15 protein-coding genes and 1 pseudogene are annotated in these 20,061 nt (G+C 51.4%); 11 read left to right on the plus strand and 5 right to left on the minus strand.

What is annotated here, in order from left to right:
- Positions 1-324: 324 nt before the first annotated feature.
- On the minus strand, positions 325-495 hold the full coding sequence (locus tag MKY82_RS02525; protein ID WP_181469823.1) for a hypothetical protein: 171 nt from the start codon (positions 493-495) through the stop codon (positions 325-327).
- 403 nt (positions 496-898) lie between these two features.
- On the opposite strand from MKY82_RS02525, the gene MKY82_RS02530 reads away from it, so the two are divergent.
- The 9 genes from MKY82_RS02530 (at position 899) to MKY82_RS02570 (ending at position 12,829) form a co-directional block, all read left to right on the plus strand.
- Positions 899-1,966 carry a copper amine oxidase N-terminal domain-containing protein gene (locus MKY82_RS02530; protein ID WP_339295428.1) on the plus strand — a complete coding sequence of 356 codons (1,068 nt, stop codon included), beginning with the start codon at positions 899-901 and terminating at the stop codon, positions 1,964-1,966.
- Between the two features lie 418 nt (positions 1,967-2,384).
- Positions 2,385-4,205 (plus strand): sensor histidine kinase, encoded by a 1,821-nt coding sequence (locus tag MKY82_RS02535; RefSeq protein ID WP_220686779.1) that lies wholly within the window; start codon positions 2,385-2,387, stop codon positions 4,203-4,205.
- Positions 4,186-5,757 carry a helix-turn-helix domain-containing protein gene (locus MKY82_RS02540; protein ID WP_339295429.1) on the plus strand — a complete coding sequence of 524 codons (1,572 nt, stop codon included), beginning with the start codon at positions 4,186-4,188 and terminating at the stop codon, positions 5,755-5,757. The genes MKY82_RS02535 and MKY82_RS02540 overlap by 20 nt, the downstream gene beginning before the upstream one ends.
- Before the next feature lie 97 nt (positions 5,758-5,854).
- Positions 5,855-7,180 (plus strand): extracellular solute-binding protein, encoded by a 1,326-nt coding sequence (locus MKY82_RS02545; protein ID WP_194540617.1) that lies wholly within the window; start codon positions 5,855-5,857, stop codon positions 7,178-7,180.
- A 45-nt stretch (positions 7,181-7,225) separates the two neighbouring features.
- A complete protein-coding gene (locus MKY82_RS02550) occupies positions 7,226-8,101 on the plus strand; it encodes a sugar ABC transporter permease (RefSeq protein WP_194540618.1) in 876 nt (291 codons plus the stop codon).
- A gap of 18 nt (positions 8,102-8,119) precedes the next feature.
- Positions 8,120-8,989 carry a carbohydrate ABC transporter permease gene (locus MKY82_RS02555; protein ID WP_071219105.1) on the plus strand — a complete coding sequence of 290 codons (870 nt, stop codon included), beginning with the start codon at positions 8,120-8,122 and terminating at the stop codon, positions 8,987-8,989.
- 307 nt (positions 8,990-9,296) lie between these two features.
- Positions 9,297-10,361 carry a trifunctional transcriptional activator/DNA repair protein Ada/methylated-DNA--[protein]-cysteine S-methyltransferase gene (locus MKY82_RS02560; protein ID WP_339295430.1) on the plus strand — a complete coding sequence of 355 codons (1,065 nt, stop codon included), beginning with the start codon at positions 9,297-9,299 and terminating at the stop codon, positions 10,359-10,361.
- 137 nt (positions 10,362-10,498) lie between these two features.
- Positions 10,499-11,383 carry an arylamine N-acetyltransferase gene (locus MKY82_RS02565; RefSeq protein ID WP_220686777.1) on the plus strand — a complete coding sequence of 295 codons (885 nt, stop codon included), beginning with the start codon at positions 10,499-10,501 and terminating at the stop codon, positions 11,381-11,383.
- Between the two features lie 195 nt (positions 11,384-11,578).
- Complete coding sequence (locus tag MKY82_RS02570; RefSeq protein ID WP_339295431.1) at positions 11,579-12,829, plus strand: MFS transporter; 1,251 nt, start codon at positions 11,579-11,581, stop codon at positions 12,827-12,829.
- 383 nt (positions 12,830-13,212) lie between these two features.
- On the opposite strand, the gene MKY82_RS02575 is transcribed toward MKY82_RS02570, so the two are convergent.
- Entirely contained in the window at positions 13,213-14,040 is an 828-nt protein-coding gene (locus tag MKY82_RS02575) for an AraC family transcriptional regulator (RefSeq protein WP_194545032.1), read from the minus strand.
- A gap of 139 nt (positions 14,041-14,179) precedes the next feature.
- Here MKY82_RS02575 and MKY82_RS02580 point away from each other — a divergent pair, with 139 nt between their 5' ends.
- Together MKY82_RS02580 and MKY82_RS02585 are read left to right on the plus strand one after the other, a co-directional pair.
- Positions 14,180-14,953 carry a sugar phosphate isomerase/epimerase gene (locus MKY82_RS02580; RefSeq protein WP_216532801.1) on the plus strand — a complete coding sequence of 258 codons (774 nt, stop codon included), beginning with the start codon at positions 14,180-14,182 and terminating at the stop codon, positions 14,951-14,953.
- Between the two features lie 25 nt (positions 14,954-14,978).
- Positions 14,979-15,998 carry a Gfo/Idh/MocA family oxidoreductase gene (locus MKY82_RS02585; RefSeq protein WP_220686775.1) on the plus strand — a complete coding sequence of 340 codons (1,020 nt, stop codon included), beginning with the start codon at positions 14,979-14,981 and terminating at the stop codon, positions 15,996-15,998.
- Between the two features lie 143 nt (positions 15,999-16,141).
- Here the strand turns inward: MKY82_RS02585 and MKY82_RS02590 are convergent.
- The 3 genes and pseudogenes from MKY82_RS02590 to MKY82_RS02600 all read right to left on the minus strand — a co-directional run bounded on the left by MKY82_RS02590 (position 16,142) and on the right by MKY82_RS02600 (position 20,061).
- Positions 16,142-17,052: pseudogene (locus tag MKY82_RS02590) on the minus strand (glycoside hydrolase family 43 protein).
- A gap of 24 nt (positions 17,053-17,076) precedes the next feature.
- Positions 17,077-18,723 (minus strand): hypothetical protein, encoded by a 1,647-nt coding sequence (locus MKY82_RS02595; protein ID WP_339295432.1) that lies wholly within the window; start codon positions 18,721-18,723, stop codon positions 17,077-17,079.
- A 21-nt stretch (positions 18,724-18,744) separates the two neighbouring features.
- Positions 18,745-20,061, minus strand: a complete 1,317-nt coding sequence (locus MKY82_RS02600) for an extracellular solute-binding protein (protein ID WP_339295433.1) — start codon at positions 20,059-20,061, stop codon at positions 18,745-18,747.

Raw genomic sequence — 20,061 nt, forward strand, 5'->3', positions numbered from 1 at the left:
CTGTCATGGATAATCTCCATTCTCTCAATTGGTGTTTTTGAAATAGAAAAAGCCTCCCACTCCGAGATTTCGGAATAGGAGGCTAATATGAACAAGGAAGATGCGGACTTTCATGTAGAAGTCTCAAACATCCACCTGTCACATATAAAAAAAGCCGCACGAATCCTATCCCGAAAACCTCGTATCGAAATCGAAGTGTTTTCCAAATGCTTGGGACAGGATTAGTAGATCATTGGCTTTTGGTTCACCCTTTCATTTCTGGTTGCCTAGACTTTACCACAGGAGATTCAGTGGTTTCAACCCTGAATTAACTGAAGTTTACCTTCACAACCGCCGGTTTCTTTTCTCATCGATGTAGAGTTCGAGCGCGGTTATGGCCCGGATCATCAATTTAATGAGGAGATACAAAGCATATAAACCGAGAAGTGCGAATAGCCCGTATACGATAACGCTAAGCATGGAAAACATGCCGAAAAAGGATATTCCCTGGTTCAAAGATCTCACCTCCCTTCAAGGTATGGTTTTATGAATCGATATCGAACATTTTAGCTGACGTAGCCTTAAGATCAGGTGACAGCTGGACTCACAGCTAAAAGCTCGGATACAGGAGAGAGTTTGCCCGCTCCATGACATTCATATCGTTGGTATTCCGAATGAAAGCCAATACCCTTGAATTTTAATTATTCCATAATATAACAATCATATCTGATTCTAACATAACAGAAGGAGCGTGGTCATGATTTTTGCCATTGAATGGGGTGAATGATTGGATGCCCGGCAGGAAGGGGGCGACAGAGGAAGTATTTACATCATTTATGGATATGAACGAACCAATCCCGGTCACGATGCGTTTTAGTTATATAAACCTTATATTACAACCCAAGGAGATTTAGAGAACATGATCACCCGGAAATGGACAAGAATAGCAGTAAGCGGCGCTATAGCGGCCACCATGCTGATGAGTACCTTCGTACAGGCTCAGGCTGAAGCTGCACCCAAGAAGGAAATGGAATTAAACATCAATCATTGGATTGTTACGACGGATGTTAATCCCGTCATCGTGAATCAGACCACGCTGGTTCCCTTGCGCGTTATGAAGGACTACTTGAAACCCATGGAGCTTCACTGGAACAACAAAAACAAGACGGTAACTGTCAACACAGGTGCCGATCAAGTCACATTAGAGATGGGAAGCATGAAGGCGAAGGGAAAAGGGAACGCATATTCACTATCCGTTCCCGCAGCGTTAAAGGATGGCCACGTTATGGTTCCGATCCGATTTATAGCGGAGCTGTACGATGCAGAAGTAGGCTGGGATACGAAGGAGAGAATGATTTACATCTATACTCCGGATGTCGACGTGTCAACGGCGGAGGAGAACGGGGATGTAAAGCTGTATCCGATAAGCGTTACGAAATACGGCAGATATGAAGGCATGGTGGTCGAGGTTGAGGGAAGGAAGCGGGTCTTTGAAGACTGGAATGGTGGAGACGGTACGCGTAAACCCGTCATTCAATATCAGGATGTGACAGGCGATGGCAAGCCTGATGTTGTTGTGTTCTACGTGGACGGGACCGGCACAGGTCTTTACATGGGGGAGATGCATGTTGTCGACGCCGAGACTCTGAAGGAAATCCCTATCGAATCATTGGAACAGGCGGTATTGAGCCATGTGCAATCCAACATCGAGAAGTATGCGGATCACTTTGTTATCAAGCTTTTGATCGACGGGAAGGAGTATGTCCAAAGGGTCGAGGATGATTCCAAGGATAAAAGCTACTTATATGATAAGGTTGGCTTCGGGGCCGTCGTCAGGCACAAACTAGCGGAAGGCCAGCTTGTTACGGAAGCGGCAGGGAGCATAAGTCCGGCCGGTTTTGCCGGGAATCTGCAAATAACGTATCGATTTCAAGAAGAGTCGAACCGGTTTGTGGTGGATAGCATCGAATACAGTCTGGAAGAGTAGGAGAAGTAATCGTTTATTGCACACGGAACTTTAGAACTACATATAAACGCATATCCAATAAGAGGGTATAAACTTGAACGAGAAGTCATTAATTTTGATAGAATGATAGGTCTTGCTAGTAAAAAGGGCGCTGTGGCGCCCTTTTTTACGTTTTTTAATCCGCTCCAACCTGATTTATGCCCTCCCCGTTCTCCAAAAAGGAACGAATGGAAGTGGCACATATGGAACATATGCAAGAAGATTTCATCCCCTTTCATAGGCCTTTATTACCATTTACTTGAGTCTAAAGATTCCTCTAAGATAGTTAATAAACCTGACACATTTTTGCTAGGAAAAGAGAGTGATTTCGAAGTAAACGCATTCAATGTCAAGTAATATAACAAGCCCATACCATAGGGACTATGAACGAGGTGTTTTTATGCAGCAATGGCTTGGGAAATCGCTAAAGCATAAATTGTCGTTACTTATAATTGTCGCTACGCTGGTGCCGCTGCTGTTTCTTGGTATTTTCTCTTTTAACATAGCCAAGAGCCTGACGGAGGAGAAGGCCAAGATTACAGGAATGAATACGCTTCGGCAGCTGGAAGCTTACCTGGATACAATGGTCAAAGACGTGGAGAACATCTCGTTGTTTCTCATCGGGCATACCGGAGTTCAGGCCTATCTGAAGACCGAGCAGAGCAACTATGTCCAGCAGACGACGGTTATCAATTTTTTGACGAACCTGGCCTTTTCCAAAGATTATATCGCCAACATCATTGTCGAACCGCTCGGCAGCAAAGATGCAATCTCGCATAAATCCTTGGTACGGTCCGAGTTCCGGGATATTACCGAAATGGTTCCCGACTATTACGAGCAGCATCCCAAATGGTGGTCCTTTGTTCATCGCCAGTGGACCTTCGAAGGCGTTAGGAAAGTCATTACGTTGGCCAGACCGATTCGGAGCACGGATAAATATAAGCCGATCGGGAACCTGCAGATCAACCTGGACCAGGGCGTCATTGCCAATCAATTCCGGCAGGCCGTTCTAGAGAAGACCGGGTTTGTCCTTCTTCTTGACGAGAATAATCGGATTATCGCCGGTCCGCCGGATATGGAGACCAATCTTACGCTTGCAGATTATTATCCTGCGATTGGAGAGTTTGAGGGGCTCAGCGGAAATATAGACTATGGCGAGGGGAGCAACAAGAAGACCATTCTCTATAAGAAAATGTCCAGCGTGAACTGGAAACTGGTCGGCATCATTCCTTCACAGGAATACCGTTCCCAGAACCAGTACTTTATCAAATTGACGGCGGTTGCGGTCACGGTGGCCATCCTGCTCGCCATTATACTGGTACTTTTCCTGATCCAGAAAATTACGAATCCGCTGTCCGTGCTAACGAAGTTTCTCAAGAACTCAAGCCCGGAGGAGCCGCTGCCTGCGCTCCCGGTTAAGACGGTCGATGAGGTCGGACAGCTCATTATCAGTTATAACCGGCTCAGTTCGCGAATTGTGAAGCTTACCGATGAAGTGAAGCTGAACGAGTCGCTGAAGAAGGAGGCGGATATGCATGCGCTGCAAGTGCAGATCAATCCGCATTTCCTCTACAATACGCTGTCATCCATCCATTGGCTGGCGCTGATGAACCAGGATGTGAAAATTGCCGAGATGGTGGGATCGCTCAGTGATTTCCTGAGGTTCAGCCTCAATAACGGGCAGGAATATTGCACGATTCAGCAGGAAATTATGCATGTCCGTCATTACGTGAATATCCAAACCATCCGATATCCGGAAAAATTCAAGTTTGAGGTTCATGTGGAGGAAGAGCTGTATCAGCACACTATGTTAAAGCTGCTGCTGCAGCCGTTGGTTGAAAACTCCATGCTGCATGGTATTTTGAGCCGTGACGGGATGGGGACGATTACGATTCGCGGGCATCGCGAGCCTGAAGGGATCCACTTCGTGGTGGAGGATGACGGCATCGGAATGACGACGGATCGCCTGAAATGGCTTCAGGATCAGCTGGTTGAGAATCCGCTGCAGTACGAGAAGGGGCAGACCCCGCGCGGAAGCTACGGGCTGCGAAATGTCCATAAACGGCTGCTCCTTCATTACGGCAAGGATGCGGGCTTGCGTGTGGAGAGTACGGAAGGAGCCGGAACGCGTGTGATGTTTACGATACCTGATTTACCTGAAATTCAACAATCTGAATTATCCAGCAAAGGGGATGGCGACAATGAAGGTACTGATCGTTGATGATGAAGTGATCATTCGAAATGGTCTGAGTACAGTGATCAATTGGGCCGATAACGGCTTTACGGTGCTGACGCCCGCGGCTTCAGCGGAGGAAGCCCTTCAGCGTATTCCCGTTGAAATGCCCGAAATTATTTTTACCGATATTCGCATGACAGGCATAAGCGGACTGGATATGGCACATGAAGTCAAGCAGCAGTATCCCGAGATCGAAATCATTGTTATATCGGGATATGATGAATTCTCATATGCGCAGCAGGCCATGCGGGAAGGCGTAAGTGACTATTTGCTGAAGACGAGCAGGCCCGGGGAAATTATCGAGGCTGCTGTCCAAGCAAGAGAGCGTTTGTTACAGCGCAGGCTTACACAAGCGAAGGGAAGGGCGCAGGAGTTGGTAGTCAGCCGGGGTTTCCTGAGAAGGCTGCTTGCTTCCGGCACTCCGCTGGACGAGCATGCCGAGGCCGAATTGTGTGAGCGATACCCGGAGCTGCGTTTGGAATCGAACGGCTCGGTGCTGCAGATCTGGATGCTGTCGATATATCCGCTGCATCCAGAAGAAGAGGAACAATCGAACGTTAGCGAGCTGCATCGATTAATCGGCACGGAGTTGGCCGAAGAGCTGCAATGCGCGTGGCTGGAGTGGAACGGCTCCCTGCTTCTGTTGGTGCGGGCAGAGCCGAATAATGGCTGGGGGCGGGTAGATTCCGCTCTGCGGAAGATGGAATCCACGCACGCCTGCCGCATCACGGCTGCCAGCGGCCGACGGGTCGCAAACGCCAGGGAGCTGCACATTGCGCTGGCTACCGCGGTAGAGGCCAGCTCCTACGAGTGGCTGCTGCAATCGGAACGGCATATCCGTTATGAAGATATCGAAGGACGAACAGGCATCCGCACGGTCTGTTCGATGGAGGAAGAAACCAAACTGTCATCCCTGCTGCGTTCGGGAGAATCCGCCGACTTGCAGGCATGGGTGACGGATTTGCTGCGGCGCATCCAAAGTCAGGGCCAGGCAACGCCCGGCTCGGTTCAGGCTTACCTGCATTCCCTGATCGTCTCGGCACAACGATGGCTTATACGGGCTGCGACGTCTATCGGCTATACCAGTCCGGTGAAAGTGGAAGAGACGTACGATATCCGCGAGTTGACCAAGAATCCGGAGAAGGTACTGATCGATTCGCTCGGACTCATCATGAAGGAGTACCGTGATATGGTGTCGACGACAAGTCCCGTCCAGCGAGCGATCTCCTTCATTCATGAGCATCTGGGCCAGAGCTTGTCTCTCCAACAAGTGGCGAAGCATGTTCATATGAACCCCAACTATTTCAGCGAGATGTTCAAGAAGGAAACCGGACAGAATTATATCGAATTCGTGACCCAGGCGAAACTGCGAAAAGCGATGCACCTGCTAAGGGAAACGCCAGCCAAAATCAGTGAAATCGCGAATGAAATCGGCTATGAGGATATTAAGTATTTTAACCGCCTGTTCAAGAAATGGACGGGACAAACCCCGTCGGAGTATCGGGCAAATCCTGAATTTTGTCCCTCTATGGACTGAATTATATCCCCTATGTAAGCGTTATATCCTTTTATATACTTGGACTAATCATCTAAGACGTTTCATCATTTTCGTATATTAAAAAGGGGGATTGACCATGAGACCAAAACGTAAAATAGGTCTTGTACTGCTGATGATGTCACTGGTCCTTGCAGCTTGCGGAGGCGGGCAGAGCAAAGAGCAGGCGGGAGGAAATGAAGGCAATCAAGAGAAGGTCAAGCTGACCATCTGGCATAACTTCGCCGGTGACGACCTGCGCGCAAAATCAGTCCGAAGTTTTATCGATCAGTTTGCTCAGGACCATCCTGAAGTGACGCTCGATGCACAAGCGATTCCGCCGGACGGCTACCGTCAACGTCTGAGTACGGTTGCGGCTGCGAATGAAATGCCGGATGTATTCTTCGTATATGCAGGAAGTCAGTCAGCCGAGCTTCATCAGGCGAAGCTGCTTCAGCCGATTACAGAGGTGCTCGATGCGCATTCGGATTGGAAGGATAAATTCCTGCCGGGAGCGTTTGATCCGTACGAGTTCGAGGACGGCCAGATCTACTCCGCTCCACTAGGCATGTCGGCAACTTCGATTCTCTATTACAACAAAGCATTGTTTGACAAACATAACGTAAAAGTTCCAACGACTTGGGAAGAAATGATGGCAGCGGTTAAAACGTTCAACGATAACGGCATTACGCCGATCGCGCTCGGAAACAAAGCGCCATGGGTTGCGCAATCCACCATTATCGGATCGATTGCCGACCGTGTGACAGGCACCGAATGGTTTAAGAAAGCGGCAGCACAAGATGGCGCGAAATTTACCGATCCTGAGTTTATCGAAGCGCTTGGATATTTCAAAGAGCTCGTCGACAACAAAGCATTCCAAGAAGGTGCCAACAGCATCGACAACACGCAAGCCGAGCAGTATTTCATCCAAGGCAATGCAGCGATGATGATCAGCGGCGCGTGGACGCTCACCAACTTGGCGGCTTCTTCCTCGGAAGAGCAGATGAAGGATATTGAAGTGACGACTCTGCCTGCAATCCCTGGAGGCAAAGGCGAAGCTAACACCATCTCCGGCGGAGCTGGCGGCGGTCTGGCTCTTAGCAGCAGAACGGAAGGGAAAGCGAAAGAATTGGCGCTGGAGCTGATTTATGCGGTCAGCGGACCGGAAGCGCAAAAAGCGATTGCCGAGAGCAACTCCATGGTCATGTACGATACCGAAATCGATGAGTCGAAAGTTACTTCCTTGTACTACAAAGCCTTTAACCTGGTGAAATCCACAGGCATTACGCCGGTGTACGATGCTTATCTGTCTGCAGAGGCGGCTGAAGTCATCAACAACGGTCTGCAGGAAATTATGATGGGCGGTCCCGTCGAAGGTGTGGCCCAGAAGCTGCAGGACGCGCAAGCCAGATCCGCTACTCCATAAGAAACCATTCACCACTGCATAAGGATTAGGAGGGAGGAGGCTGCCATGCCTACAGCGATGAGAAGCAAAGGATTTATAGCCATAGCTCTTCTTCCTGCGCTTCTGTTGTTTCTGATATTTGTCATTATTCCGGTCTTCTGGTCAGCTTACTACGGATTTTTCAGTTGGAAAGGGTTCGGAGACGCCACATTTATCGGCCTTGATAATTATATAGAGATGTTCAAGGATCCGATCTTCTGGCGGGCGCTTCGAAACAACCTGATTCTGGTCGTATCATCCATTATCGGTCAGGTTCCAATCGCGTTGATTCTGGCCATTGTATTGTTCAAGAATTCGTTCTTCTCCAGGTTCATCCGGTCTGCCGTATTCATGCCGATGGTTCTCTCCACGGTTGTTGTCGGTCTCATCTGGGGTTACATTTACCATCCTCAGTTCGGAATCGCTAACTATGTGCTGGAGATGCTCGGTCTGGAGTCATGGACCCGTGCCTGGCTGTCCGATCCAAAAGTCAATATGCTGGCGATATCGATCCCGATTAACTGGGCGAACATCGGCCCTTATCTGGTCATCTTTATCGCAGCACTGCAAAATATTTCACCGGAGATCCATGATGCGGCCAAAATTGATGGGTCCACCGGCTGGAACAAGCTGATGCAAATCACGCTCCCGATGATCTGGAGCACGGTTGTCGTAACCATTGTGCTCTGTATCTCGGGAAGCCTGAAGGCTTTTGATCATGTTATCGTCATGACGGGCGGCGGACCGGCGCAATCGACTGAGCTGCTTGCCACCTACATGTACAACAGCACGTTCAGCGTGTATCGCTACGGTTACGGCTCCGCCGTTTCCACGATGATTATGATCGTCAGCGCCATTCTTATCGCGCTTAACTATTTCGCAACGCGCAGAAAGCCAAGTTAACATGAAGGAGGGAGCGATGTGAATTTACAGACGACCGGGACCGGAAGTGCCTCAGGGAAACGCGTCATCACGAAGGGGTTAACCGGGTTCGTAAAATTGCTGCTGATTGTGTATGCGATTCTTACGCTCTATCCCTTGTACTGGCTTTTTACGAGCGCGTTTAAATCGAATCAGGATTTCTTCACCAACCCTTACGGCTTGCCGAAGGAGTGGATGACCGAGAATTTATTCCGGGCATGGGAGCTTGGAAATATGGGCAGAGCGATGCTGAATTCAACGGTTGTGACGATTACTGCCGTCGTTCTGACCATCCTGCTCAGTGTACTTGCGGCGTATGTACTGTCCAGATTCGAGTTTCGGTTCAAAAAGCTGGTGGTCGTGTTGTTTACGACCGGGCTGCTGATTCCGATTCACAGTACGCTGGTGCCCTTGTTTATTATGATGAAAAATATCGGCTTACTCGACACGTACGGTGCGCTCATTCTGCCGTATACGGCATTTGAGCTGCCGATCGCAATCTTCTTGGCGATGGCCTACATGTCATCCATTCCTAGAGAGATTGAAGAAGCGGCCATGATTGACGGCAGCGGCTGGTGGGGAATCTTCGGCAGAATGATTCTTCCGCTCTGTACGCCTATCGTGGCAACGATATCGATTCTGGCATTCCTCCGATTCTGGAATGACTTCTCCTTCGCACTCGTATTTATTAATACGCAAGCGCTAAAGACGCTTCCGCTCAGTCTGTCCCTGTTCTCGGACGGCTTCGGTACGGATTACAGCTTGACGATGGGAGCGATGGCGATCGCAGTCATTCCAACAATTGTGGCTTACCTGATCTTGCAGGAGCAGATTATGAAGGGTATGGTGGCAGGATCCATCAAAGGTTAATTCTTTAGTCTTAAGGAATTTCAATATTCTTAAGAGAAAGGCCTCTTCCGGTCCGCGGAAGGGGTTTTTCGTAGTATTAGGTCAACCAGGATTATCAGGTTGGTTTAATTGCCGTATTGCGGTTTGTTTAAGTACCGAAGTTGGCAAAGTTTTCGCTTCTCCCTCGAAAATATTCATGCACGATTTTCGGCTACGCCATGCCGGCATATCCAATATAATAGGAACACCAGGACAATGAGAGCATGACAGGATGGCTTGCAAGCGATGGCCACAGAGTAAGTACATGAGATCGAGGGAGGAACCCCAAGTGATATCGGCTGCGAATCGACAGGAGTATTACCAGGCATTGCTGGAAAAGAAATCGGAGTACGAGGGCGTTTTTTATGTTGGCGTGAAAACAACAGGGGTATTCTGCCGCCCGACATGCCCAGCCCGGAAACCGAAGATGGAAAATTGCGAATTTTACGAGACGGCTCAAGAAGCGCTGCTGGCTTCCTTCAGACCCTGTAAACGATGTCGTCCTCTATCACATCCCAATCAGGTGTCCGACCTGGTCCGGCTGCTCGTTGAGGCGGTGGAAGCAAACCCGGAAAAAAGATGGACCAACCAGGACTTTCAGAAGCTGTCCGTGGATGCTTCGACCGCAAGGCGCCAATTCAAAAAGCGGTTCGGAATGACCTTCGTTGAATATGCACGGGCCCGGCGGATGGGACTTGCCCTGAAGCAGATAAGGGAGGGGCACGCCGTCATCGATGCGCAGCTGTCGACCGGCTACGAGTCCAGCAGCGGATTCAGGGATGCCTTTTCGCGGATTATGGGGGTAGCGCCTACCCGATCGGGGCACCATAACATCTTAAAAGCTTCATGGATCGATACGCGTCTCGGACCGATGATGGCCATCGCGGATGAGGAGGCGTTGTATCTGCTCGAATTTGTAGACCGCCGGGGCTTGGAGCGTGAGGTTGAGCGTCTTCGGCAGAGAACCAAGTCGGCAATCGTTCCAGGTTACACAGCACCGATTCGTTCGATCGAGCTTGAGCTCGGCGCGTATTTTGACGGGAAATTATCGGAATTCAAGACGCCCTTGTTCCTGTTAGGATCGCCATTTCAAAAAGAAGTATGGGACCAGTTACTGCAGATTCCACCCGGACAAACGTCTTCGTATGGCGAGATCGCAGCAACTATGGGAAGGCCCACCGCTTATCGTGCCGTTGCCCAAGCGAATGGCGCCAACCAGCTCGCGATTGTCATTCCATGCCACCGAGTGATCAATACGAGCGGCGAATTGGGCGGATACGGCGGAGGATTGTCTCGCAAGCAGTGGCTGCTCCATCATGAGAAATCGATGAGCAATGCGACTATACATGAATAGTAGACTTTGGTCGTAGAAAAGGTCTTACCTATAGGTAAGACCTTTTTTGTATAGATCGTGCAGTCATTGGTATGACGTAATGATATGTAGAATGTTTAAAATAAAGAGCATACCTTACATTCAGAGGAAAAGGGAGCGTGAACATTGTGCAGAATCAAGGACAACTGCCTCAGTGGGCAAACAACTATTTGCAATATATTCAAGTCCCGATAAGGGAGGCTTCATTGGAATATTTAACCGAAATTTGCACCGCACATCATCAGCGTGTACCGTTCGAGAACATTACCACGTTGCTGCAGTATCGGGAATATCATCAAAAAGGAAGATTGGAGCAGGATGAGAAGAGATTCGTAGATCAGCTGTGGCAGCTGAATGCGGGAGGCACTTGTTATATGATTAACAGCAGTCTTCATCAGCTCTTGAACCAGCTTGGTTTCGAAACCCGGTATGCGCTGCTGGGCGGGGGACATGTTGGGTTACTGGTGCGGATCCCGGGTGAGCAAGAAGAAGTGTACGTGGATTGCGGAAACTCCGCCCCTTTTTTCGAACCCGTACGGTTGGAGAGCGATCCCGAGCAAGTTTCCCAATATGCCGGGATTGAAGTCAGATTGCGCCCAGGGGATGAACCGGGAACATATACGTATTATCGGTATGTGGATGGTCGGCTGATTACAGAATTGGTTTGGTCATTCGACACACGGGTAACGTATCAATTCGATGATTTCCAGCCGGCCATTGCAAGCTATTTTCAACCGAATGATCTCTTTACCTCTTCATTACGCTGTCAGCTGTGGCAAATGGACCAGCAGCGCTCGCTGTCTCTGGTCGACAATGTACTGAGTATCCGGTATGCAAACGGGAAGGTAGAAAAGCGCATCTTATCCGATCTCAGCGAGCTGCGAGAGGTCATCGATCATGAGTTTCATCTCCCTAAATTGCCTGTTGAAGATGCCGTGAAGATTCTTCAGGAACTCGGATTTGATATTTTTAAAGGCAGCGCCATGACGAATTCCCTTGAGTAGAACGTTAAGAAACATACACACTCATTCTATCGATAAGTCGACGGATGGTTATCGTGGAATGAATTGGAATGAGCACGACTCTATCTGTTGCGGATATGCTACAATTTAACTAGTTATAGCGCTCGTGACTTCATTCAGCAGTGACTCCAATATACAATTAATCCGAAAAATACGGCGCTCAGTTGGAGGTTAGAGATGAATCTTTCCAAGAATAAGAGTTACGTATTTTTCTGGTTAGCTTCCACCATTTCATATTTTGGCACGTATATTACCACACTCGCTCTCCAAGTACTGGTGGTGGTTGATCTGGAAGGCAGCACCGTTGATGTGGGCTGGATCAATTCCTCGAGGTGGCTGCCCTATGTGCTGCTGGGATTGGTGGCGGGAGTGATTATTGATCGCGTCAGTCGTCGGAACATCCTGGTACTGACCGATCTGGGGCGGGGGATCTTGCTCGTAGCGATATGCCTACTGGCATTGTTCGATGGAATCAATGTGGGCATTCTGATGATCATCATGATACTCTTCGGGGCGATGTCGTTATTCAATGATGCTGCATCTCAATCTATTGTGCCCCAACTCGTGTCGAGAAGGTTGTTATTGTCCGCTTATGCGCGGTTGGAGCAAAGCGCAGCCGTTGCGGAAACCAGCGGCCCCGCAGCTGCCGGTTTATTAGTCTCTATCGTTACGGCTCCGTTTGCAATCTTGGTTAACGCAGCTTCGTATCTGTTTTCAGGGCTGGTTATGGCTTTTATTAAACATCAGCCCATACAGGAAAAGGCCTCGAATGAACGCATACTTGAATTGATAAAGGAAGGATTGCGCTGGGTCTACCGGCATCCGTTTCTCAGCACGCTGGCACTCAATACCCATGCGTGGTTTCTATTTAACAGTATGCTGGGGACGGTGCTGGTAACGTACGCTCTCACCGAATTAGGGTTTCATGCGTCAACCCTGGGACTTGTCATGACATCAGCAGGGATTGGCGCTGTTATAGGCACGACGTTATCAACCCGGGTCAGCAAGCGATTTGGAATTGGACGCAGCATCACGTTTGCTAGACTTTTGTATGCACCTGCGGTCCTGTTCATGGTTCTGGCACCACCCACTGACAACGGTGATCTGTTGATTCAGACCTTCCTCTTGATCGGATTTGGGCAACTGTTTTATGGTTTAGCATTAGGTATTGAGGGTCCGATTGAGATGGGTTACCGGCAGACGATCACACCTGCACACTTGCATGGGCGTATGAATGCCACCATGAGGTCTATCAACCGCAGTATGATCGTTATTGGAGCGCCTCTGGGTGGCTTCATCGCTGATGTATTTGGATTTCGCACAGCATTAGGCGTTGTTATCACCGGACTGGCTGTAGTCGGAATTTGGTTCGTGTTCTCACCGATGCGGGCTGCCCGGATGGATGATACGACGGATGTGAGTAATTAGATCGATACGTTCTGCACGGTCATAGTGCCGTTACCTATGGAATCTTAGCTCCCCGCACGATTTCAATTTCAACCACACAGTACGGTTCCGCAGGTACGAAAGAGAGGGAAAGACCAGATGATGGTTTCGATTCTAGCTATGGCGGCAGCCGTTTCGGGCGGCATTGTCGCCTCCGGGGCGGGAGTGGAATCGCAATCATATGATAGGGGTCTGCGTTTATTTCATGCTGGTCTTTGCTGCCGCCGGGGCCGCGATGCGATGAATGTGGCTGGAAAAAGCAGTCTAGAACATATCGAGTTACTAATGTGAAAGCAGCCTAGCTCCTGCCTTAAAGGATGAGCCTGGGCTGCTTTTTATTACCCCATTATATAGAAGGAAAAAATTCAGCGTGGGCTTTTCTCCTGCCCCGGCCTTGCCGGCACCGTTGCGGTCTCCCGGAATTTGACCGGGGATACGCCATAGTTGGCCCGAAATACCCGGTGAAAGTAGGAGTAGCTGGCGAAGCCGCAGGTTTCCGCGATTTCCTCCAGTGTCATCGTGCTGTATTTGATGCGCTCGACGGCTGCGTTCAGCCTGATCTCGAGGGCGTACTGGATCATGGTTTTTCCGTAATACTCCTTAAACAGCTTAACCGCCCGGGATAAGCTTAGCCCGACATGGGAAGCGGCCTCCTCCAGCTTGAAGGTAAGGGTGGCATGCTCCTCCACGAATCGCTTCAGCCGCAGGGCAGTGAAGGCAAGGCGATCGGTCGGCTTGATCTCGGTAATGGCGCGGTCCAGGCAGAGGCAGAGACTGCGCAGCAGGTAGTCGGTCAGTTCCCCGATTTCCCCTTCAAGGCCGCGCCGCTTCTCCAGCAGCATTTGTCTCCACAGACCCAGTAAATAATCGTCGAGCCCGACATGACTGACGACAGGGCGGGGGATGCGGTTCCACCAATTATCAATCCAGGAGCCATCGCAGAATATAAAATAATCCCCGCTGGACACGCGGCCATCCTCGCCGTCTTCCTTTACCCGCAGCTCGTATTCATCTCCGGGCTTCAGCAGCAGCAGGTCGCCTGCCTGCACGTGGTGCTCGATGCCGTTGCAGTAGATTTCGCAGGAGCCTTCGGTTTGGAGTCGGAACAGATAGGTTGTTAAGCCGCCCCGATGGCTGTTGCTGAATTGCTGAAAGTGATAGGAATAGTCGCAGATGAGCAGCCTTGCTTCCATAATGGTAACAACCCCCAGTAAAAATATAAGCAGATAGTTCATGTTGCAGCAATATTGTTTATGTTCATTTTAGCCTATTTGCATGTATGATAGTAGCAGATAGAGCAGTAACTCATTTTTGGAATCGAGGTGCGCTATAATGAGAAGAATGAACATTGGTTTGCAAATGTATACGCTGCGCGATGAAACGGCACAGGATTTCCGCGGTACGCTCCGCAAAGTCGCTGAATTGGGTTATGAAGGCGTGGAATTCGCAGGTTATGGAGACATTCCGGCCGAGGAAATGAAAACGCTTCTTCAAGAGCTTGGCCTGAAAGCAATCGGCAGTCACGTGGGCCTGCATCTGCTTCGCGCAGATCTGCAGAAGGAAATTGATTACCTGAAAACCATTGGCGCTAAATATATGATGTGTCCATATGTGGCCGAAGAAGATCGTAAAGATGCCGAGGATTGGAAGAACCTCTTCTCCTTCCTTGAGGAAGTAGGGGCTGAAGCCCGCAAGCAGGGACTGATCTTTGGATACCATAACCATGCATTCGAGTTCGAAGCCGAGGTTGATGGCCAGTTCGTCTTTGATGCAATGTATTCCGCAACGACGCCGGAAGCCGTGCAAGTGGAGATGGACGTATGCTGGGTACAATTCGCCGGACAAGATCCGCTTGCCTATATTCCGAAATACGCAGGACGTCTTCCGCTGCTTCACCTGAAAGATTTCAGCAAGGATGCGGAAGGCAACATGAAAACGCTGGAACTGAGCCAAGGCTCGGTTAACCTGCCGGGCGTCATTCAGGCTGCATCCGATGCAGGTACGGAATGGCTGATCGTCGAGCAGGACGTATGTCAGAATCCGCCGCTGCAAAGCGTGGAGAACAGCATGAACTGGCTGAAGCAGAACTACCTGAACCAATTTTAATTTATGAGCACAAAGGAGACTTTCAATGAGCAAAATTAAAGTGGCAGTGTTTGGCTGCGGCGCGATCGCCCAGCGCAGACATATTCCTGAATACGCGAACAATGCTAACGTGGAGCTGGTTGCTTTTGCCGATCCGGTAAAAGAACGCGTCGAAGAGATGGCAGCTCAGTATGGCGGTAAAGCCTATACAGACTACCAAGAACTGTTGAAGAACGAGAAGCTGGACGCCGTTAGCGTATGTACGCCGAACTATCTGCATGCTCCGATGAGCATCGCGGCTGCGAATGCCGGCCTTCATGTGCTGGTGGAGAAGCCGATGGCTACAACGGCTGAAGAAGGAGAGCAAATGATCGAGGCCGCCCGCAAGAACGGGGTGTACCTGATGGTAGGCCACAATCAGCGCCTCATGCCTCCGCACGTAAAAGCGAAGGAAATTCTGGATTCCGGCAAGCTCGGCAAAGTGCTTACCTTCCGTACTTCCTTTGGCCACGGCGGTCCGGAAAGCTGGAGTCTGGATGGACGCGACAGCTGGTTCTTCCGTAAAGAAGAAGCGATTATGGGCGCCATGGGCGATCTCGGCGTGCACAAATCCGACTTTATCCGTTACCTGCTGAACGATGAAATCGTGGAGGTGGCAGGTTTCATCGGTACGGTCCATAAAGAAGGAACCGATGTGGACGACAACGCGACTTGCATCGTTCGCATGAAGAGCGGGGCCGTGGGCACGCTGATGGCAAGCTGGACGCATTACAGATCCGGCGATAACGGAACAGTGTTGTGGTGCGAGAAGGGTGCCATGAAGATCGGTACCGTTAACGGCGACGAGGTGGTTGTGGAGCTGACCGACGGTACGGTGGAGACCTACAAGGTTGGCGCCATGGCAACCAATGAGAAGCAGGTTCCGAGCGGCGTCATCGACGCGTTCGTCGAATCCATTCTCACGAACACGCCGCCTAGCATTTCCGGTGAGGAAGGACTGCGTTCCTTGAACGTGATCCTGGGTGCATTCGAATCCCAAGAGACGGGTAAAATCGTGAAGCTGTAATAAATGAGTGTAGAAGGAGGCCGTACGCGTACGGCCTCCTTTTGTTTCTACGGGACAGTAACGCATAGCTTTGGGAAGTTAATCCTATAAAAAGAGCCGCTCTGCCATGTTCATGGAGAGCGACCTATTCGCGTATAGAGATTTTACTTGGGCATACGTGTTGTCCGATACATCCCATCCATCTTGATGCTGTCTCCATCCTCTGTGACGGGGATGAAGATCGGCCGTTCATCCGGCGTGCGGTTCGGGGTATGCACGGTCAGCATCAGCTGACCGTTCCAGGTACGGAAGACCATGCCGTGCCCGCCGTCGCTGGCATATAAGGGTTCTGGCTCTTGGAGCCAGGGCCCCGTCAGCTTGCCGGTTGTCGACTTGGCAACGCCGAGCGCGTATCGGCCGTCCACAAAGCTGGCCCATAACATGAGCAGACTCCCTGACGTTGTCCGAAACAGAAACGGTCCGTCCGTCACGTAGTTGCCCGATCCGGGAAAGCGGGGCGAGTGGAACGGCGTGGCCCAAGCGGCTTCGGAGGCACGGAACAGGGTCACGGGCTCCGAGGCTGCTTCCGTGAGATCGGGACTCAGGCGCATGGCGCAGATCTCGCCGTCCCCGACCTGCTGCCATTCATGGCAGAACACCATCCACGGCTGATCCGTTTCGTCGATATAGAGCGTGCCGTCCAGGGAACTCCAGTCGGCTGGGGTTACGGGCCCTTCGCTATGGAGGGAGAAGGGCCCCATCGGCTCCTCTGCAGACAGCACTGCAGTGCCCAGCCGATCGTTATCTTTTCGGCGGAAGGTGGCAAACATGATGTAATGCCCATGGTAATAGTAGACTTCGGGTGCCCAGAAGTTCACGTCCGCAAAGAAAGCGTCCGGTTTGCGAAAGACCGTGTAAGGGCCTTCCCAATCGTCGAGATCACGGCTGATATAGACATCGAAGCCGGTCCCTTCCTTCCAAATATTTTGTCGGTGCTGCCGTACATGTAGTATATTCGCTGTGCCGGGTCAGGCAGTACGTAGGGGTCCCGAAGCTGAATGTCTTGAGTTTTCACGCTTAAGCCGTTTACCTCCTTCAATTAACGATAGGCAGGATAGATGATGCCGATATCCCTCTCCGTCTTTAAATCTCCGTCTGAATACAACTGCATCTCATTGCCTTTGATCCGGATCGGAATGGATGTGCCTTGATAGCGGAGCTCGCCTTCAATGGTACGCACGCTCATGCCGATCACGCCCTCCAATTGTCCGCTGCGGTCCGTGACCAGCCGAATCCCGGCGGGGCCTTGAATATGAACGCGGCCTTCCCGGTATACGGTGACGTTGTCCGGGGTATTCACCAATTCGTAGTGCAGCCCGTTCACGGTTCGGCTATAGGCAGTGTTGCCGGCAACTTCTTCGCCATGATCCATGTCGACGGGAAGCAGTCCCGTAAACCACAGCCGATCCGATCCGATCGGCATGATGCCGCAGAGCCGTTCCACGTAATCCAGCAGGCACAGAATGGAAGGGGAATACGCCTCGGTAAAGCCCTCTTCACCAGTCCAAGGGCTCAAGGTTTGCGGGAAGCGCTTCGCCTTGGACAAGGCGGACAGAATGGGCTGCAGCACCCAGGTCAGCTCGACATAGCGGTGGTGATGTTCAAAGGCATGCGGCGCCCGGATCAAGCTCAGGAAATTGGACGGCCCGCCCCAGCTGTTGTAAGCGGAGGACGGATCGAACCGCGGATCGTCCATCGCCATGGACGTAAACGGATATTTGACGAAGAATTTGCGGGTATTCAGCAAATAGCGACGCAGCATATTGTCAAACAACTCGCGGTCGCCCACCTCGCAGGCCATCACGCGCAGCAGCACGTCGGATTGGACCCGGACCAGCTCGTCGTTCCGATCCCGGTCATAGAAGAACTGATCGTCTTCGTCATAACAGTAACGGAAGAGGCTGTCCAGGCTGGCTTCGGCTTTGGCCCTCCAATCGGCTCCGGATTCGCCGAGCTCTTCTGCCATGCGCGCCAAATACATCCGCTGGCAGTAGATGTTGGCCGTCAAATCCGGTGCCAGGAAGGGCAGTACCGGGGAGTCCGGGTGGAAGGCGGCGGCATCGTTCCTATAGGGCGTGTCCGGAACATGCCAGAACCTGGGCGACAGATCATGCCCGGTATCAAAGGTGCTGAAAGCCTCCACGCAGCCGGTCCCCCGGGTGCTGCGGTAACGCGCAATCCAATCGTCGTAACGCGACATGGCTTGGTACATGGTCTTCAGGAAGGAGAGGTCCCTTCCATGAAGCTCATAGTGGTTCCAGACGCAGCGCGCCAGCGGTGTGACGAGCTGGATCTGGCGGAACGAAGGGCCGTTCTCCGTCAGTTTATAAGGGAGCAGCCCATCCTCCCTTTGCTGATCCGCAAAAGCGAGGTAGGTGGTTTCCGAGACCGAAGGAATCAGTCGCGATAGCAGTTCGGCATTGATGGTGCCGGTGCTCTCCAGCCAGCAGCCGAGATAGATACCGCCCTCCTGCAGAATCGGATCGCTGCCGTTCATCGGCACGATGCAGGCCAGCAGCTTCTCCAGCGCCGTATAATAAGCCGCTTCGAGCCGTCCGCCCGATGCCGCGAATCGGACGCCAGTCGTCTGCCACTCCTGCAGCAGTTTCCGATCTTCCCGTTTACCTGGCTGCACCCGGTCCGGTATCGAAATCCGGTGCAGCCGGTCCAGCATAACTTCTGTCATGTCCGCCTCCTTGAAAACTTGTTATTGATTCGATTCAAATATGCGCACGGTGCCGTTATAGAAGTCCGCAACGGCCTGCTCGACGTTTTTCCGGCCGAAACCGATCTCCTGGGTCGTCGTCTGGGCCAGCTTGGAGAACTCGGCGAACCCCGGCGGATTATAACTTACGTCAAAAGGCTCGGTTTTCGTGGCTTCTGATACGAGACTCGTGTAATTGTACACAATCTCTTCCACGGGGCCTGCTTCCTCCTGGAGAAGGTTGCGGTTGGCTTCCGTTACCGGCACGCCGCGGTCGTTACCGAGGATTTTGGCCGCTTCGGGATCATTGATCCAGAAGTCCATGAGCGTGGCGACCTCCTTCGGATGCTTGGTGTTGGCATATCCGGATAGTCCTTGGCTGGACTCGAATACTACGCCCGTTCCCTTCGGACCTCTAGGTACCGGGTGGAGGATGAGCGGATCTTCCGTCAGGCTCTGGAATGCGGCCAGTTGATTGGAAGGGAGAAGGCTCATGGCCGCTTTGCCCGTAATTAACAAGGATTTGCTGGTATCATCGTGCGGATTGGACACCTGAAGTTCAGGCGTAACGACACCGCCGGCTTTCGATGCCTGCTCCCAATACTCGAACCATTCCTGAATGTCTTCCTTCGCGAAGCCGAGCTTTCCGTTCTCCATATCATACAGCTGTTTTCCGCGCTGCTTCAGGAAGATATCCATTCCGTCGACGGTGAAATTATAAGTACCGTATACGCCGTCGCCAAGCTTGTCGGACAATTCTTTGCTGATGGCGGCATATTCCTCCCAATCCCAATCCTGCTCCGGCAGAGGAATGCCTGCCTTTTCGAATAGTGCCTTGTTGATGACGATTCCCCGGGCGTTTGCGCCTGCAGAAATATGCTGCAGCTTCCCATCCAGACGGCCGTATTCCACCATGGTGGCATCCATGCCGTCCAGCTTCAGTTCGCTGTCGACATACGGATCCAGGTTTAGCAGCACATCTTTTTTGGCATAGTCCACCACGTTTCCGCCCAGGAAGAAGATATCCGGCGCGGTGCCGGAAGCGAGCTGGGTGTTCAGCTTATCGAAATATCCGGAGGAAGGCGAGAATTCGCCGACGATTTTGATGTTCGGATGTTTGCTCTGGAACACCTTCAGGGCTTCGTTCGTAATATCGGCCCGTTTCTGGTCGCCCCACCACATCATGCGCAGCTCGACCTGGCCGCTCGGCTCGGCCCCTGCGTCCGTACTCCCGCCTTCTCCAGTGTGATCCGTTCCGGAACAAGCGGTGACGAATAACAGGAGCGAAGCCAATATTCCAACGAAACATTTCTTCAACAT

It is taken from the genome of Paenibacillus sp. FSL W7-1279, from assembly GCF_037969845.1.
Taxonomy (GTDB): Bacteria; Bacillota; Bacilli; order Paenibacillales; family Paenibacillaceae; genus Paenibacillus_AQ.